Genomic DNA, 16,289 nt, shown 5'->3' on the forward strand with positions numbered 1-16,289 from the left:
CTGAAACGAGGTAGTTATACATGGTGAAAACTTATCCGCCCATCAGCCCGAAAATTACCGGGTTCATGCATGGGGCCGATTATAATCCGGACCAGTGGCAGCATAGTCCGGAAGTGCTCGAGGAAGATATCCGGCTGATGAAGCTGGCGAAATGCAACGTGATGGCCGTGGGCATCTTTGCCTGGGCCGCCCTGGAACCCGAAGAGGGGACGTTTACGTTCGAATGGCTGGACCGGGTGCTGGACCGGTTTGCCGCGAACGGAATTTACGCGTGGCTTGCAACGCCAAGCGGCGCTCGGCCGGCATGGCTGTCGCAGCGGTATCCCGAGGTGCTGCGGGTTTCCGAGAACCGGGTACGCAATTTGCATGGAGGACGGCACAATCACTGCTACACTTCGCCGGCTTACCGGGAGAAAACCCGCATCATCAACACGAAGCTGGCGGAGCGGTACGCCAACCATCCGGCCGTGGTCGGCTGGCACATCTCCAACGAATACGGCGGAGAATGCCACTGCGATTATTGCCAGGAAGCGTTCCGCGAATGGCTGAAAAAGCGCTACGGCACGCTTGAAGCGCTGAACCGCGCCTGGTGGACGGCGTTCTGGAGCCATACGTACACGGACTGGTCGCAAATCGAATCTCCCGCCCCTCACGGGGAGAAGATGGTCCATGGTCAGAATTTGGACTGGAGACGGTTCGTGACGGACCAAACGGCGGATTTCTGCAGGGCCGAAATCGCCCCGCTTAAGGCGATCCGGCCGGATCTGCCGGTGACGACCAACATGATGGACTGGTTCGAGGGCCTGGATTACCGCAAATTTGCCGACATGCTGGACGTCATCTCCTGGGACGCGTACCCGACCTGGCATGATACGCAGGAGCCGGGCAAGCTTGCCGCCTGGTTCTCGTTCAATCACGACCTGTTCCGTTCGCTTAAGGGCGGGCGGCCGTTCATGCTGATGGAAAGCACGCCGAGCCTGACGAACTGGCAGCCGGTCAGCAAGCTGAAACGGCCGGGCATGCACCTGTTGTCGTCGCTGCAGGCGGTGGCGCACGGTTCGGACACCGTGCAGTATTTTCAGTGGCGGAAAAGCCGCGGTTCGAGCGAGAAATTTCACGGAGCGGTCGTGGACCATGTGGGTCACGAGCATACGCGCGTATTTCAGGATGTGGCCGAGCTGGGCGGGCTGCTGGATACGATCGCCGAGGTGACCGGCTCCGGCGTTCCGGCGGAGACGGCGATCATCGCCGACTGGGACAACCGCTGGGCCGTGAAGGATGCGCAAGGACCGCTGAACCGGGGCATCGACTACGAAAACACGGTGATGCAGCACTACCGGGCTTTGTGGAACATGGGCGTACCCGTGGACGTCATCGGCTCCGAAGACGATTTTTCCAGGTATAAGCTGATCGTGGCACCGATGATGTATCTGTGCACGGAGCAAGCCGGCGCCGCCCTGGAGGCGTTTGTCGCCGGGGGAGGCACGCTTGTCGCCACGTACTGGTCGGGGATCGTCAATGAAAGCGACCTGTGCCATTTGGGCGGATTCCCCGGGCCGCTGCGGCAGGTGCTCGGCATTTGGTCCGAGGAGATGGACGGCCTGCATGAAGGCGAGCGCAACGAGATGGTATGCCTCAAAGACAACGCATTGGGGCTTGAAGGATCATACGGGTTATACGACCTGTGCGATTTGATCCACCCGGAAGGCGCCCGGGTGCTTGCCGAATACGGCGACGATTTTTATGCAGGGCGTCCGGTGCTGACGGTTCATGCTTACGGGGAAGGCAAAGCGTATTATTTGGCATCGCGGGCGAAGGAGCCGTTTTACGCCGATTTTTATGCTCGGTTGATCCGGGAGGCCGGGGTCCGCCAAGCGATCGATACGGAGCTTCCCGAAGGGGTCACGGCACAGCTGAGATCGGACGGAGGCACGGACTACGTGTTCGTTCTGAACTTCAGCGGCCGGGTGCAGCAGGTAAAGCTCGATTCCAGGCAGTACACCGACGTGTTGAGCGGGGAAACCGTAGAGGGCGGAATGGAGCTGAACAAGCACGGTTTCCGGATCTTGAAAAGGAAGACGAGAAATTTGCTTTAGGGATGAAAGGCGGGGCCGTCCATGGCTCCGCTTTTTGTATGCCCGATGGGGATACGGCAGCCTGGCATAAGCCGGCGGCGAATACGCCGCCAAAGTTTTCGTTTATGGGGCCACTCGTTCGAACGAACCCGAAATACGGGCTGCACCCTTTGCTTTGTTGAGGCTGAGAATCAGCCACAAGCAGTGAAGAAGCAGGATCGCGAGGACGACATAATCCATTACGGAAACCGACCGGCCGTCAGGGCCGAGAAATTGGATCAGGTTATGGATGAAATGATAGAAAATCAGCGGAAGGATGTTTTTGTTCTTGACGATGAGCAGGGCTAGGGCAGCGCCCGTCAGCAGGGCGTAAACAAGCTGAACTACCGTGTCTTCGGCGCTTTGGCCCGACAACATGTTCAGCATATGCGTGACGGAGAACAGCAGGCTTGAGGTGATGACAGCGGCGGTAATGCTTTTTTTGCGAAGCAGAATATGCAGAATCAGACCCCGGTACACCGTTTCCTCCACGAAACCGACCAGCAAGGTGAAAAAAACGAAAAACAGAGCCTCGCGGACCGAAACGGTTCTAAACCCGTTCAAAGCGATGCATCCCAGTACCAGGACAAGCGGGAGGTAGTAGACCAAATTTTGTCCCGGAATGGCGTTTAACGGCAGGAAGCCGTAACGGCGCCAGCTTTTTTTCCATGTCAGGCCGATCAGCAGGACGATCGAAATCGGAATAAAAGCGATCAGCACGGGCGCGGTGTAGCTCAGCTTCTGAACGGTGGCGTAGGCTCCGGCGGCGAACATGGCTACAAGGAGCAGCAGTTCGATCAGGACAACGCTGAGGATGGGGCGTTTTTCCGAAAAAGGGACGTTAAGGTTTACCGGTGTGACCGTTGTTCTCATGGCTCGATTCCTCTCCTTTAAGCAATTGATCCACATAATCTTTTAACATAAGAAAAAAATGCCTTCCGTACGACAGCACGGAAACCCTGAAGTAATGCTTCTGCGGGTCGGGAATTTCCGCAAGCTCCCCGGCCACGATCTCCTCGACGGCCTGCAAGCGGCCGATCTCCCGGTTCAAGTTGTATCGGCATTCATGAAGGCGAAGCCTGCGGGTTTCATCATCCAAATAATCATAGAAAAAGACTCTCAGCAAAAATTCGTTCCGGTCCAGCGTGAGCGGCTTTTCGAGCCATTGCATGAAACGGCTGCGTCCTTCGGGAAGAAGGGAATATATCTTTTTGTTTTTGCTGCTGCCTTCTTCTTCCGTGACGGATACCCATTCTTTTTCGGCCATGCGCTTCAACGCCGGATACAGGCTGCCGTAGCTTGCTTTGTAAAACATGCCTACGGACAGGTCGATGGTTTTCTTCATCTCATACCCGCTCATGTCTCCTTCCATCAATAAACCCAAAATAATGTATTCGATCAATGCAGTTCACCTCTAATGTATCGATTCGATGTATCGTCTTGATATAAATATAGCGGCGAAGCAGTCGAATCGTCAAGGATATTTTTAACAAAAATTTCCGTGCTGATTCTGTCGGAAATATGGCCGGCATGGACTCGCTTCCCGGGATGTCTCCTGCTACAATAGAGTTTGTATGTCACGGAAGGAAGGTGTGGTCCATTGATTCACGGAATCGGGCATGACGTGCTGGAAATCAAGCGGCTTGCGCTTTTGCTAAGCGGACAGCTTGGATTCAGGTTCATGGAGCGGGTGCTTACCGAAAAAGAGCGGGAGGAAGCCAGAAAAAGAGGCGGGAAGCTGACGGAGTTCGTTGCCGGCCGTTTTGCCGCCAAAGAGGCGATTTCCAAAGCTTTCGGCTGCGGCATCGGGAGTAAAATCGGCTTTGGCGACATCGAAATTTTGCCGGATTCCGTGGGGAAGCCGGTGGCCGTCCTGAGCAGGGAAGCGTGGGAACGCCTGAATCTTCCGGGCGAGCCGGAGTATGCCATACATTTGACCATATCCCATCAGACCGAGCTGGCTTCGGCGTTTGCGGTGATCGAAAAAAGAGCGTAAAGCTTTTGGGAGAAGAAAGCGGAAGGATTTGAAGCAGCGTTATGGATCAAGCGGAACAAAAAGAGTATTTCAGCGGGCACCTGCTGGAATGGTACATGGAAAATAAACGGGATTTGCCGTGGCGCCGCCACCGGGATCCTTATTATATTTGGGTATCGGAAATCATGCTGCAGCAGACGCGCGTCGATACCGTGATCCCTTATTTCAACAGGTTTATCGAAAGGTTTCCGACCGTCGAGGCTTTGGCGGACGCGCCGGAGCAGGACGTGCTGAAATGCTGGGAGGGCCTTGGGTATTATTCGCGCGCACGAAATCTTCAGGCGGCCGCCAAGCAGGTAAAGGAGCTTCACGGCGGACAGGTGCCGGATGACAGGGCGGCGGTATTTGCGCTCAAAGGCGTCGGCCCGTACACGGCGGGGGCGATTCTCAGCATCGCCTTCAACAAACCGGAGCCGGCGGTGGACGGCAACGTGATGCGCGTGCTGTCGCGCTATTTTTTGATCGAAGAAGACATCATGAAAGGAAGCACGAGGGCGCTCATGGAGGGACTCGTCACGGAATTGATCCCCGAAGGACGGGCTTCGGATTTTAACCAGGCGCTGATGGAGCTTGGCGCGCTCGTATGTACGCCGAAATCGCCGCACTGCTTGACCTGCCCGGTCATGGAGCATTGCGCCGCAAGGATCGAGGGAGTGGAGGAATCGCTCCCGGTGAAAACCAAAGCGAAACCGCCGCGTCCGGAGTACCGGATGGTCGCTCTGGTCGAAGGATCGGGTCCGCACGAAGGCAAGGTCCTGATCCGTCAACGTCCGCAGGAGGGACTGCTCGCCCGAATGTGGGAGCTGCCGCATGTGCAGATTCCGCAAAGCCGCAAGGGAAGGCTCCCGGACGAGCCGGCCATGGATATCGTGGCGGACATGCTGCTGGAAGAGGGGATTCACGCACGGCCGGAAGGGTTCATGATGGATGCCGAGCATACGTTCAGCCATATTCATTGGAACCTTCAGGTGTACCGCTGCCGCGAAGAGGATTTGCTTTCCGTGGCCGTGGCCGAATCCGGGGAGGCTTACGCGGCTGATGCTGATCCTGACGGTGGCACGCAACGCCCGCAGTACCGCTGGATCAGCGAAGAAGAGATGGAGCTGTACGCGTTTCCGAACGTGTTCCTGAGAATTCTCAGGGAGCATTTTAAGGGGAAGCGGCCTTAAGTCGAATTGTGGAAGCGCGGAGTTGGTTGAATACAATGTTAAACATCTTATGGTGAAAATAAAAATGGATGGAGGTTTCAGAGATCTGAACTCTATCCATTTTTTGTTGTTTACAGCAGCATTTTTGTTCAGTCTGGATTTTGTAAAATTCGATTCCGGCTGCTCCCGGGTAAAATATATAGACGAATTAAACCGTTTCGCTCTATCTATTGCTGATTGAAAGTCGCTCTTTGGATTTTTGCAAAATCCTCCACTAAATCGACCCTCGATTATAAAACTATCGTATCCCGTTAGTTTAATCCGCTATGCTTGCTTTTTGCTTCTTTGGAGGAGTTTACCCCACGGCCATTGTGATGCTGATTGAATGATGACAGGATGATCTTTCCACGGCCATGACCGCTTTCGATCTCTCGATGAGCTTCTTGGGCCCGGTGAAGCGGAAGGACGTTTCGGATATGGATGTCCACCTTGCCTTGGGTATAAAGATCAACAAGCTCTGCCAGTCTCTCCTTGCTGCGTTGGCCGTCAAGCTGCCGGATGCCGAGCTGCCGGGCGAGATCGCCCGGCAGCATCGACACGATTCGGCTTCTGTTGCGGACAAGATCGACGGTCATACGCAGGACGTCGTCCCCTCCGGCCGCATGCAACGCAGCATCCACGCCGCCTGGGGCGGCAGCGCGCACGCGCTCTGCCAGCCCATCACCGTAGCGGACCGGAATGGCGCCCAGCCGGCGGAGGTAATCATGATTCGCTTCGCTCGCCGTGCCGATAACGGTCTTCGCTCCCCATGCAAAAGCAAGTTGTACGGAGAAGGTACCTAGCCCGCCCGCCGCGCCATGGATCAGTACCGTATCCCCCCTCTGAATTCCAAGGGCTTGCAAAGCCATATGCGCTCCCTGACCGTTCCCCGAAAATCCGCCTGCCGTTTCCCAAGGCATAAAACTTGGTTTGCGCACGATTTGTTCGGGGCTGACGACCACATACTCGGCATAACCGCCGAATGTCGTAAAGCCGAGTACTTCGTCGCCGGAATCAAAGCCGCTCACGCCTTCTCCTACTTGATCGATGATGCCGGCGAACTCATTGCCGGGAATGATCGGGAAAGGGCGGGAATGCGCAGCCGGAATGTTCCCCTCACGAGCCCAACAATCGAACGGCATTACCCCTGCCGCTCTAACGCGGACTCTAATGAAGCCGGGACCTGCCACAGGGAGTGGAAGTTCGGCCAGCTCTAATACTTCGGGCGAACCAAAATGATTGAAAACAACAGCTTTCATGCCGTTCACTCCTTTATTTCAAATATGATGACGAATAGCTTCAGTCATGCTTGCGAATCCCATCCCGAAATGAAGCTAAGCAATCCCCTTTCCTGTATGTTCACAAGCGTTTGCCGGAACGCCGCATTGATTTTCCTTTGAATCCCATTTTATAATCAACATGTGATAAACGAAAATATATATATAGTTATAATACTTATATACTTGAGTATATGATGTGGGAGGATCGGCATGGAACTTCTTCAACTGCAGTATTTCAGAACGGTAGCCAGGCTGGAACATATGACAAAAGCCTCTCGGGAGCTTAGAATCGCGCAGCCGGCGCTCAGCAAGACGATCTCGAGGCTGGAGGAGGATATCGGCGTTCCGCTATTCGACAGGAACAAAGGAAAAATCCGTTTGAACCTGTACGGAAAGGCGTTTTTGAACAAAGCGGAGCAGGCGCTGCGGCTGTTGGAAGAGGGGAAACGGGAGGTGGCCGACCTGGCCGGATTGGAGAAAGGCGGCATCCATTTAGCCACATCGAACTTGGACCGGATGGCTGGGGCGATGAACGAATTTTTGGCCCTGCATCCGGAGGTGAACTTGCGTATTTCCCATGTTTCTCCGGCGCAGTCGGCTCATCATATTGCTTCGGGTGAAGCCGATCTGAGCTTTTCGCCGCTGCCCGTGGAGCAAACCGATTGCGCCCAAGTTCCGGTACTAAGCGAGGATTTGTATCTGGCAGTTCCTCTCGGGCATCCGTTTGCTGGGCGCAGCCGTATATCCTTGAAGGAAGCGGCAAGGGAGCCCTTTATCGGGTATCGGGAGGATTTTATATTTCAACAAATGAATGACGACATTCTGAAACAGGCTGGCGCCGTCCCCCGGTACATTTGCAGGGTTGACGAACCCCCGGCGATTCTGAGCCTGGTCCGAGCCGGAATCGGTGTTGCTTTGTTCGGCTGCAAAAGGGGAGAGAATGCCGATTCGGACCTCGTTTTAGTTCCGGTCGAGGATCCCGGATGCCGGCGCCAATATTACTTGGCATGGCATGAACAGCGGTACCTGTCGGCCGCTGCCCGGGAATTCCGCGATTTCGTCGTCCAGTATTTCGCAAAAAATTGACCGGAACCCGGCACGGGCCTTGAGGGGCGTGTTTCCAAATGATCTTGCTGCAGCAATAAAAAAGCGGTTCAAGCCTAGGCTTGAACCGCTTCTCTAGGGATCGGACGGCAACGGAACGGCCCGTCACCTCATGAACCCTTATTATTTTTTGGCAGCGTCGTAACGTTTGCCGACTTCGTCCCAGTTTACAACGTTCCAGAAAGCGGCGATGTAATCAGGGCGTTTGTTTTGGTATTTCAGGTAGTAAGCATGCTCCCAAACGTCCAGGCCGAGAACCGGAGTTTGGCCTTCCATGATCGGGTTGTCTTGGTTCGGCGTGCTTGTGATAGCAAGTTTGCCGTCTTTGCCGACAACCAGCCAAGCCCAGCCGCTACCGAAACGGCCTGCAGCCGCTTTGGCGAAGTCTTCTTTGAATTTATCGAATCCGCCCAGCTCGCTGTCGATCGCTTGAGCCAAAGCGCCGGTTGGAGCGCCGCCTCCGTTTGGTCCGATGATTTCCCAGAACATGCTGTGGTTGGCATGGCCGCCGCCGTTGTTGCGTACTGCGGTACGGATGCTTTCAGGCACGCTGTCCAGGTTGGTCAGCAGCTCTTCCAAGCTTTTATTTTGCAGTTCAGGAGCGTTTTCCAACGCTGCATTCAAGTTCGTTACATAGGTGTTATGGTGACGGTCGTGGTGGATCTCCATCGTTTGGGCGTCGATATGCGGCTCGAGCGCATCGTTGGAGTAAGGAAGTGCAGGTAATTGAAATGCCATGATAAATACCTCCTGTATTGTTTTCTTTTTATTCAAGGAATCAATGAACATTGATCCTCTTCATAAAGGAAACTCCGCGGTTGGCGAAGGCTTCCTTTATTGACCGGTTTCAAACAGTAATGCTTCCAAGTACAATTAAACCGTATTTTTTCAATTAAATCAACATTTATGTTTAAAAAGTCTGCGTGACCGTGCGATTAGGTTATAAAGGCCTATAACCCATATTAACCATTACCCGTTTTACGGATAATTATGCGCGGACAAATAACCAATATCTGGTTTTATAAACTTATATTACATTGAAAACGTTTGCTATAAAGCGCTTTCAAAAGAAAAAGCGTGTTTTTTAAAGAAAACTATGCTTTAATGGATGATAAAGCAGGAATTTAACGTTTTTTGTCGTAATATTTATTCTGGATTATAAGAGGAGCTTGATCTTCCGAGGATCCAAACAAGCTGACGAAAAAGGGAGATTTAATCATGCGTGTTCGTTCCTTTCAGTTAAGTGATTGTACCGATGTGACCGAATTGATGAAGATTGCCTTGTCCGAAGAATGTTACCGGAATACGATGGGGCCGTTCTCCAGGCAGTTGTCCTGGGATTCGGAGCTGATTTTGGTCGCAGAGGAAGACGATGAAATCGTGGGCGCGTTGATCGGCACGATCGAGCACAACCACGGCTGCTATTACCGCATTGCCATTCATCCCGACTACCGCCGCCAAGGCGTCGGCAAAGCCCTTGTGTCGGCGATGGAGCAGCGTTTCCAGAACCGGAAGGTGAGCCGGATATGGATCGCGGGCGACGAGCATAACCAAGCAGCGATGCCTCTTTACGAAGCGATGGGTTACGGTGCCAACAAGGTGCTAGAAGCATTCCAGAAGCTGAGCATCATAAGCCCGCAGCACTAATTTAGTTTCATAACTAAAAATAACCTTTGCGTGTGTGCGGCCGCCGTCCGGACATGCCCAAAACGCCAGAAATTACAAAAAACACATCCATTATTGTTGTCAACAAACAATATTTTCTATATTGAGCATATCTTTGCTGCCGTTGCAAAACCGCGCAAGATATGCTTTTCTGTATATAAGGGGAATTTGTCTAAAAATGAGGTGTGGCATGAATCAAGCTCGACTGCAAGAGCAGGGGCGCTCCGGGAACGATCCGGGACGGCCGCCCGAAGCGGAACCGAAAAAGCGCAGTTTTGCCGCCGAAGTGTGGGACTGGGCGAAAACGATCGTCATTGCGTTCGTTATCATGATGCTGCTGAATTTGTTCGTGTTTAACCTGTCGATGGTCAAAGGCCAATCCATGCAGCCCACGCTGCATGAGAAGGAACGGCTGTTTATCGATAAAATCGTGTACGATTTCAAATCGCCGAGCCGGGGCGAAATCGTGGTGCTGCATGATCCGAGCAACGGGCCGGATAAAAAGGAATATCTGGTCAAACGGATCATCGGCGTTCCCGGCGATACGGTGGAGGTCAAAGACCACAAGCTTTACGTGAACGGCGAGGTCCAGACGGAGCCGTATACCGAGGTCGAAATTCAGGATCCGGATTTCGGTCCGGTCAAGCTGGACAAGGATCATTATTTCGTGATGGGGGATAACCGGCATGCCCGCGCCAGCAAAGACAGCCGCTCTTTCGGCAGCGTCAGCGCCAAAGCGATCGTCGGCAGGGCCGAATTCATTTTTTGGCCGATCTCCCAAATCAAGGGCTTGTAACATCGGTTTGAATGCATGCTGTAAAGGAGGCGCAAGCTTTTGACAACCATGAATCCATCCGCTTATGCTCCTCCGCCTTCCCGGTGGGAGCAGCTGAAGCAGGAAATCAAGGAGGCGGCGGCCGATTTCGGCATCGACGAGATCGGCTTCGCTTCCGCGGACCCTTTCGTATCGTTAAAAGCCATTTTGCAAAATCACCGGGACCTTGGGTATGAGTCCGGCTTCGAGGAGCCGGATTTGGATAAACGAATCACCCCCGCATTGCCTTCCGCAGAACCAGCCTCGCTGATCTCCATCGCCGTCGCGTATTCCTCCAAAATGCCAAACCCGCCGAAAAACGAACCCGGCAAATACCGGGGCGTCTTGTCGCGTTCATCTTGGGGCAAGGATTATCATCAGGTGCTGCGCGAGGCGATGGGAAAGCTGGAGGCTTTTATCCGCGAACGGGTGCCGGATGCGGTCATGGAAAGCATGGTCGATACCGGGGCGCTTGTGGACAGGGCGGTCGCCGAGCGCGCCGGAATCGGCTTCAGCGGCAAAAACTGCTGCATCATTTCGCCGAAATGGGGCTCCTGGATTTTTCTCGGCGAGATGGTCACGAACATCCCGTTCCCGCCGGATACGCCGGTGACGGAGGATTGCGGGGATTGCACGCTATGCATCGACGCTTGTCCGACGGGCGCGCTGGTCGGTCCGGGGCAGCTGAACGCGCAGCGCTGCATCTCCTTTTTGACGCAAACGAAAGGATTTCTGACGGACGAGGTCATGCGTAAAATCGGCAACCGGCTGTACGGCTGCGATACGTGCCAGGTGATTTGCCCGAAAAACAAAGGCAAGCATTGGACGCATCATCCGGACCTGTTGCCGGTGCCCGACAAAGACCGGCCGCTGCTGCTGCCGATTCTGGACATGAGCAACCGGGAGTTCAAAGAAAAATTCGGCGAAAGCGCCGCCGCCTGGCGGGGCCGGAAACCGATCCAGCGCAACGCGGTCATCGCGCTCGGTAATTACAAAGACAAATCTGCGGTGCCCAAACTCGGAGAGGTGCTGCTGAAAGATCCACGGCCGGAGCTGCGGGGAACCGCCGCCTGGTCGCTGGGACGCATAGGAGGCGAAGAGGCATTGGACATCATGAATAAAGCATTGGCGGAAGAGCAGGACGAGAAAGTAAGGGAAATGCTCACGGACGCCAAAGCGCAACTTCAATCGCAAACGAAAGCGGACGCAGCGGAAAACAAAAACGAGGCATCGGAATTTTCGCCGGCGCTCGGCGGAGAACCGGAAACGATTTATTATGACGAAATGCAGTCGATCATCGGGCCGTTAACGTTATGCGCCACCGACAAAGGGCTGTGCCTGATCGAATTCGGCAGCTTTAGCGTCAAGGAAGCCGTCCTGCAAAAATGGTCCCGCACCTGGTGCGGAGGCGGCGAATTGGAGCACGACGATGCACGACTGGAAGAGGCCAAACGCCAGCTTGGCGAATACTTCGCGGGCAAACGGCAGACGTTCGACGTTCCGCTCGATTTGCGCGGCACATCGTTCCAGCTTCAGGTTTGGGACGCAGTTGCCGATATTCCTTATGGAGAGATCCGCACTTACGGGACGATCGCAGAGACCATAGGGAGACCGAAAGCGATGCGGGCCGTCAGCGGAGCCGTGAACAAAAACCCCGTTCCGGTCATCATTCCCTGCCATCGCGTGCTTGAGGAAGGCGGAGGCCTGACGGGTTACAGCGGCGGGCTTGAAACGAAACGGAAGCTTTTGAACCACGAAAATGCGCTCCCCGAAAGAAACAAGCGGATCGAAGAGTAAAGCGGCGAAGGGTTCTTTTTTCGGCCGCTCCGAAATCGGGGGAAGACGATGAGGTATGTGAGCATAGACCATGTGGAGCCCGGGCAGTATTTGGGCAAAACGATCTACTCCGCGAACGGGACGGTGCTTTTGGGCGCCGGCGTTCAATTGACGGTGTACATGATCAGCACGCTCAACCGGATCGGCGTGACGATGCTGTATATCCAGGATCCGATGTTCGAGGACGTCGAGACGGACGATATGCTCAGCGAGGCCACGAAGCAGGGCATGATCCAAGCCATGAACAGCACGTTCGAGGCGATCCGTTCCGGCAAGGATTGGAACACCCAGATGATCGGGAGCAGCGTGGACAGCTTGTTGACGGACGTGATGAGCAACAAGGAAGTGTTGGTCCAATTGACCGATATCCGGACGAAAGACAACGGCCAATATATACATGCCATCAACGTATGCCTGTTATCCAGCGTCATGGGCATCAACATGGGCCTCAACTATCAACAGCTGAAGGAACTTGCGACGGGGGCCCTCCTGCACGACATCGGCAAAACGGGCATGAGTGAAGAAGATCAGCTCATTCCCGACCTCAAAGGACATCATACCTGGAGAGGATACGAAAAGCTGAAAAGCAGAAGGGAATTCAGCCTCCTGATCGCGCACGTGGCCTTGCAGCACCATGAACGGGTGGACGGTCTGGGCCTTCCCCGGGGACTTGCGGGGGATGAAATTCATCTGTACGCCAAAATCGTGTCGGCGGCGGACACCTACGAACGGCTCGTTCATCCGCTGCATCCGCAGGCCAAACAGCTGCTGCCGCACGAAGCCTGCGAGGAAATGATGGCGATGTCGGAAAAGCAGCTGGACCATGAAGTGCTGCTGCAGTTCAACCGGATCGTATCCGTTTATCCGAACGGGACGGCGGTACGTTTGTCCACCAAGCAAACGGGCGTCGTCGTCCGCCAGCATCGCGGCCTGCCCGGGCGTCCGGTCATCCGGATCGTTCAGGGGGAGGCCAGCCGGTTCGACGTCAAAGAGCTGGATTTGGCGAAGGAGACGACGGTATTCATCGAGGCGGTTTTATCGTAGAAATCCATTTGCGAGCCACACGGGGACATGCTATGATAGGTTCGTGTTGCTATGCACGCAAAGTATTGATTTATAACGATGAGGTGGCGGAACATGCAATATGTCATTCCTGTGATTACGCTGATCGTCGGCTTGGTCGGCGGCTTTTTTATCGGCGTGTTTTATTTGCGCAAGCAAATGGAGAAAATGCAGAGTGATCCACAAATGCTGCAAAAAATGGCCAAACAGATGGGGTATAATCTAAACAATCGTCAAATGCAGAAAGCGCAGCAAATGATGAAAAACAATCCGCAGTTCAGCGGCAAAAAGAAGCCTGGCGGAGGCAAACGCAAATAAGCCGGATTGTCGATAAATCCGTGAAGCGACAAAAAAGAAGCCGCGAGAGGAGGGAAGTGCCGTGGCCGGCGTTAAAGACTACGTAAACAACAAGGTTCGGGAAAACCGTGAACAGGTGGAACACCACATCGCGGAAATTTTGAAATTGATCGGCGAAGACCCGCAGCGGGAGGGCCTGCTTGAAACCCCTGCGCGCGTGGCGCGGATGTACGAGGAAATTTTTGCGGGGTACGAAGTGGACCCGAGGGATGTGCTGGGCGTTACCTTCGATGAAAACCACGAGGAGCTCGTGATCGTCAAGGATATCGTTTATTACAGCCAATGCGAGCATCATATGGCTCCGTTTTTCGGGAAAGTCCATATCGGGTACATTCCGAGCGGCAAAATCGCGGGACTGAGCAAGCTGGCCCGTTTGGTGGAGGCGATCACGCGCCGTTTGCAGGTTCAGGAACGCATCACGTCGCAAATTGCCGACATCATGGTCGAAGTTCTGCAGCCTCATGGCGTCATGGTGGTCGTGGAAGGCGAACATCTGTGCATGTGCGCCCGCGGCGTGAAAAAGCCGGGCAGCAAAACGGTGACATCCGCGGTCCGCGGCATTTTCCGCGAGGACCCGGCTTCCAGAGCCGAGTTTTTGTCTTTGATCAAAGAATAATCGGAACATCATAAAAAGGCATCATGGAAGACCCGAATCGGATCTTCGATGATGCCTTTTTTGTTTGCCCGGGCTTCGGAAGCGCCTTGATCCAAACGGGCGAAAGGCTGTTTACCGTTTGTTTTGGATCATGGGCGCATTGTCGATGTCCTTCCGTTCGGCAAGCTTCACGTTGGCGAGGAAGGAGGAGACGCGGCGAAGATACTCGCGCGGATGCTCGCGGAAAATGAGCTCATGATGGCTGTTTTTGACGATCCAAACGTCCGAATACGGATTCGACTGGTTGGACGCCAATTTTTCGGCAATCGGATAAGGGGCCTTCTCGTCCTCCGTGCCGTGAACGAAAAAGATCGGGAACGGGTAATCTTCCTTTTTGACCTGCTGGTAAGGAATTTGGTGAAGGCTCGTTCCGTTAAGCACCGGGAACAGCAGCTCCAAAATTTCGAGCGACGGATGGCGCGGCAGGTCGATTTGGTTTTTGATATTATGGTACAACGTGTCCGGCTCCAGCAAAAAGGTGCTGTCCAAAATCATCGCGTCGATATCCTTGGTTTGCAGCCCGGCTTGAAGCGCCGTCCCGGCTCCCATCGAAAAGCCCCACACGACGATCTGCTTCGCGCCGCGTTGTTTGGCCAGCTCGATCGCCCCGAGCAGTTGCTGCGATTCGGCTTTGCCGCCGGTGGCCACCGCCTTGCTGGTCTGGGACGCGAAGCCGTAATCGAACATGATGACGTTAAAATTCATCCGGTGCGCGTAATGGGCCAGATCGTACATCGGAATCCACGTTTCCTCGCGGTTTGCGCCGTAGCCGTGGCTGAACACGATTGTTTTTTTCGATCCGGCGGCGGGAATGTACCAGCCCTGCATCATCCGGCTGCCGTCCAAGGCGGGAAAGGTCACGTTTTCGTAGGCCATGTTTTTCGCCTGCTTCGGATTCGAATACAGCGGCGCAACGGTCGGGTTCGAAAGCACCCAAGCGATGTACGCGTGCAAGGCGATAAAACAAAATAGAAGGAAAAACACGACCGACAGCAGCAAGGCAACGAGAATATGCTTCACGCGGATCAGCCGCGGGGATAGTGGAATGGGTGTCTCGGTCAAGGGGGGAGAAATTTGGGCGTCGTTTCGGGTTGCCATATTCATGCGTGCCCCTCCTTTATATCAAAATTTCAGGATTCTACAAATTTCGAGCCTGTCTCTAGTTTACCTATTATACACCCGATTCGGAAACAGAAAAAATTTTACTCTATATCCTATGCGGTAGATCGCCTAAAGTCAATCGGCCTGGCCCCGAAAAACGGTTTCTTTTTTTAGCGCCGCCCAAACAGATTTTTAGCGAAAAAGTAGACTTTGGGGGCTGAATTTTTTATAATTATTGTAACCATGTTTCATTTGGTGAAACATTAAGAGGGGCGGGAACAGGAATGGAAGACCGCAAATTAACCGTACGCGCCGTCGAGCGCGCGCTTGACATATTGATGTGTTTTACCAAAAGCAGCGAGCTCGGGCTGACCGAAATCGCCGGGCAGATCGGCCTGCATAAAAGCACGGTGCATCGTTTGATGACGACGCTCGAGGAGAAGGGATTCGTCGCGCGGGATGCGGCAACGGAAAAATACCGCCTGGGGCTGAAGGTATGGGAGCTGTCCACGCATCTGTCCAAAAGCGATGATCCGGCCGTGCTGCTTCTTCCGGCGATGGAGCGGTTGCGCGACCGACTCGGGGAAACGGTGAGCTTGTATTTGCGGGACGGAAAAGACCGCTTGCGGATCCAGGCGGTGCAGAGCAACCAGGCGATCCGCCGCGTGGCCCAGGTCGGCGCCCGCCTGCCGCTGTACGTCGGAGCTTCGAGCAAGGTGCTTGTCGCTTTTGCTTCGGAGGAAGACCGGCGGGAGTTGTTCGGCGATCCGGAATGGCCGGAGATGCCCGATCCGGAAGGTTATCTTCGCATGCTGGCGGAGATCCGGGAGCGCGGATACGCGACCAGCTTCGAAGAGCGCGAGCCGGGAGCGGCCGCGGTAGCCGTGCCGATCGTGAACCGGAGGGGGGAAGTGGCTGCGGCGCTTTCCGTATCCGGTCCGATCAGCCGGATCGGCGAGGATACGCTGCATGAGTTTGCGCCGGTACTGATGGAAGCGGCCCATGAAATGGGACTGATGATCTAGACGGCAAAAAGCCCGCGTCGACCGTAAACGTAACGGTCGGCGCGGGCTTTGTTT

At 54.5% G+C, this 16,289-nt stretch carries 16 protein-coding genes; 11 read left to right on the forward strand and 5 right to left on the reverse strand.

Translation table 11 applies throughout. From position 1 onward, the window contains the following. Nucleotides 1–20: 20 nt before the first annotated feature. Nucleotides 21–2,096, forward strand: a complete 2,076-nt coding sequence (locus tag MKY58_RS02870; RefSeq protein ID WP_339323385.1) for a beta-galactosidase — start codon at nt 21–23, stop codon at nt 2,094–2,096. Nucleotides 2,097–2,198: 102 nt separating this feature from the next. Here the strand turns inward: MKY58_RS02870 and MKY58_RS02875 are convergent, their stop codons facing one another. Both MKY58_RS02875 and MKY58_RS02880 read right to left on the reverse strand, forming a co-directional pair. Continuing rightward, nucleotides 2,199–2,987: a CPBP family intramembrane glutamic endopeptidase gene (locus tag MKY58_RS02875; protein ID WP_339323386.1), complete on the reverse strand. Its 789-nt coding sequence runs from the start codon at nt 2,985–2,987 to the stop codon at nt 2,199–2,201. Further along, nucleotides 2,956–3,516 (reverse strand): helix-turn-helix transcriptional regulator, encoded by a 561-nt coding sequence (locus tag MKY58_RS02880; protein WP_339323387.1) that lies wholly within the window; start codon nt 3,514–3,516, stop codon nt 2,956–2,958. Before MKY58_RS02880 ends, MKY58_RS02875 begins: the two co-directional genes overlap by 32 nt. Nucleotides 3,517–3,714: 198 nt before the next feature. Between MKY58_RS02880 and acpS the strand changes: the two genes are divergently transcribed. Together acpS and mutY are read left to right on the forward strand one after the other, a co-directional pair. Further along, on the forward strand, nt 3,715–4,110 hold the full coding sequence (gene acpS, locus MKY58_RS02885) for a holo-ACP synthase (protein ID WP_339323388.1): 396 nt from the start codon (nt 3,715–3,717) through the stop codon (nt 4,108–4,110). 41 nt (nt 4,111–4,151) lie between these two features. Beyond that, entirely contained in the window at nt 4,152–5,318 is a 1,167-nt protein-coding gene (gene mutY, locus MKY58_RS02890; protein ID WP_339323389.1) for an A/G-specific adenine glycosylase, read from the forward strand. A gap of 290 nt (nt 5,319–5,608) precedes the next feature. Here the strand turns inward: mutY and MKY58_RS02895 are convergent, their stop codons facing one another. Beyond that, nucleotides 5,609–6,595: an NADP-dependent oxidoreductase gene (locus MKY58_RS02895; RefSeq protein WP_339323390.1), complete on the reverse strand. Its 987-nt coding sequence runs from the start codon at nt 6,593–6,595 to the stop codon at nt 5,609–5,611. Nucleotides 6,596–6,826: 231 nt separating this feature from the next. Between MKY58_RS02895 and MKY58_RS02900 the strand changes: the two genes are divergently transcribed. Then, entirely contained in the window at nt 6,827–7,702 is an 876-nt protein-coding gene (locus MKY58_RS02900) for a LysR family transcriptional regulator (protein ID WP_339323391.1), read from the forward strand. Between the two features lie 141 nt (nt 7,703–7,843). On the opposite strand, the gene MKY58_RS02905 is transcribed toward MKY58_RS02900, so the two are convergent. Then, the gene (locus tag MKY58_RS02905; RefSeq protein ID WP_036707423.1) at nt 7,844–8,458 is read right to left on the reverse strand and encodes a superoxide dismutase; all 615 of its coding nucleotides are present in this window, start codon (nt 8,456–8,458) and stop codon (nt 7,844–7,846) included. A gap of 480 nt (nt 8,459–8,938) precedes the next feature. Between MKY58_RS02905 and MKY58_RS02910 the strand changes: the two genes are divergently transcribed. From MKY58_RS02910 to folE, 6 genes are all read left to right on the forward strand, one after another. Beyond that, nucleotides 8,939–9,367 carry a GNAT family N-acetyltransferase gene (locus MKY58_RS02910; RefSeq protein WP_339323392.1) on the forward strand — a complete coding sequence of 143 codons (429 nt, stop codon included), beginning with the start codon at nt 8,939–8,941 and terminating at the stop codon, nt 9,365–9,367. A gap of 208 nt (nt 9,368–9,575) precedes the next feature. Next, entirely contained in the window at nt 9,576–10,181 is a 606-nt protein-coding gene (lepB, locus tag MKY58_RS02915; protein WP_339323393.1) for a signal peptidase I, read from the forward strand. Between the two features lie 48 nt (nt 10,182–10,229). Next, a complete protein-coding gene (queG, locus tag MKY58_RS02920) occupies nt 10,230–11,996 on the forward strand; it encodes a tRNA epoxyqueuosine(34) reductase QueG (RefSeq protein ID WP_339325031.1) in 1,767 nt (588 codons plus the stop codon). Between the two features lie 48 nt (nt 11,997–12,044). Further along, nucleotides 12,045–13,079, forward strand: a complete 1,035-nt coding sequence (locus MKY58_RS02925) for an HD domain-containing phosphohydrolase (protein ID WP_339323394.1) — start codon at nt 12,045–12,047, stop codon at nt 13,077–13,079. Between the two features lie 93 nt (nt 13,080–13,172). Further along, the gene (locus tag MKY58_RS02930; RefSeq protein ID WP_081992101.1) at nt 13,173–13,415 is read left to right on the forward strand and encodes a YneF family protein; all 243 of its coding nucleotides are present in this window, start codon (nt 13,173–13,175) and stop codon (nt 13,413–13,415) included. A gap of 61 nt (nt 13,416–13,476) precedes the next feature. Continuing rightward, nucleotides 13,477–14,070, forward strand: coding sequence for a GTP cyclohydrolase I FolE (folE, locus tag MKY58_RS02935; protein WP_036707435.1), 594 nt, complete (start codon nt 13,477–13,479; stop codon nt 14,068–14,070). Nucleotides 14,071–14,181: 111 nt separating this feature from the next. Here folE and MKY58_RS02940 read toward each other — a convergent pair whose 3' ends face one another. Beyond that, nucleotides 14,182–15,213, reverse strand: a complete 1,032-nt coding sequence (locus tag MKY58_RS02940; RefSeq protein ID WP_339323395.1) for an alpha/beta fold hydrolase — start codon at nt 15,211–15,213, stop codon at nt 14,182–14,184. A 281-nt stretch (nt 15,214–15,494) separates the two neighbouring features. Here MKY58_RS02940 and MKY58_RS02945 point away from each other — a divergent pair, with 281 nt between their 5' ends. Next, the gene (locus tag MKY58_RS02945) at nt 15,495–16,235 is read left to right on the forward strand and encodes an IclR family transcriptional regulator (RefSeq protein WP_036707437.1); all 741 of its coding nucleotides are present in this window, start codon (nt 15,495–15,497) and stop codon (nt 16,233–16,235) included. Nucleotides 16,236–16,289 lie beyond the last annotated feature (54 nt).

The sequence above is a fragment of the Paenibacillus sp. FSL W8-0194 genome, assembly GCF_037969745.1.
GTDB classification, from domain to species: domain Bacteria; phylum Bacillota; class Bacilli; order Paenibacillales; family Paenibacillaceae; genus Paenibacillus_AQ; species Paenibacillus_AQ cookii.

Coding starts and splice junctions, on each gene's coding strand:
- MKY58_RS02870 (WP_339323385.1), top strand. CDS start 21: ATGGTGAAAACTTATCCGCCCATCAGCCCGAAAATTACCGGGTTCATG.
- MKY58_RS02925 (WP_339323394.1), top strand. CDS start 12,045: ATGAGGTATGTGAGCATAGACCATGTGGAGCCCGGGCAGTATTTGGGC.
- lepB (WP_339323393.1), top strand. CDS start 9,576: ATGAATCAAGCTCGACTGCAAGAGCAGGGGCGCTCCGGGAACGATCCG.
- MKY58_RS02945 (WP_036707437.1), top strand. CDS start 15,495: ATGGAAGACCGCAAATTAACCGTACGCGCCGTCGAGCGCGCGCTTGAC.
- MKY58_RS02930 (WP_081992101.1), top strand. CDS start 13,173: ATGCAATATGTCATTCCTGTGATTACGCTGATCGTCGGCTTGGTCGGC.
- MKY58_RS02875 (WP_339323386.1), bottom strand. CDS start 2,987: ATGAGAACAACGGTCACACCGGTAAACCTTAACGTCCCTTTTTCGGAA.
- MKY58_RS02940 (WP_339323395.1), bottom strand. CDS start 15,213: ATGAATATGGCAACCCGAAACGACGCCCAAATTTCTCCCCCCTTGACC.
- queG (WP_339325031.1), top strand. CDS start 10,230: ATGAATCCATCCGCTTATGCTCCTCCGCCTTCCCGGTGGGAGCAGCTG.
- MKY58_RS02910 (WP_339323392.1), top strand. CDS start 8,939: ATGCGTGTTCGTTCCTTTCAGTTAAGTGATTGTACCGATGTGACCGAA.
- mutY (WP_339323389.1), top strand. CDS start 4,152: ATGGATCAAGCGGAACAAAAAGAGTATTTCAGCGGGCACCTGCTGGAA.
- MKY58_RS02895 (WP_339323390.1), bottom strand. CDS start 6,595: ATGAAAGCTGTTGTTTTCAATCATTTTGGTTCGCCCGAAGTATTAGAG.
- MKY58_RS02900 (WP_339323391.1), top strand. CDS start 6,827: ATGGAACTTCTTCAACTGCAGTATTTCAGAACGGTAGCCAGGCTGGAA.
- MKY58_RS02905 (WP_036707423.1), bottom strand. CDS start 8,458: ATGGCATTTCAATTACCTGCACTTCCTTACTCCAACGATGCGCTCGAG.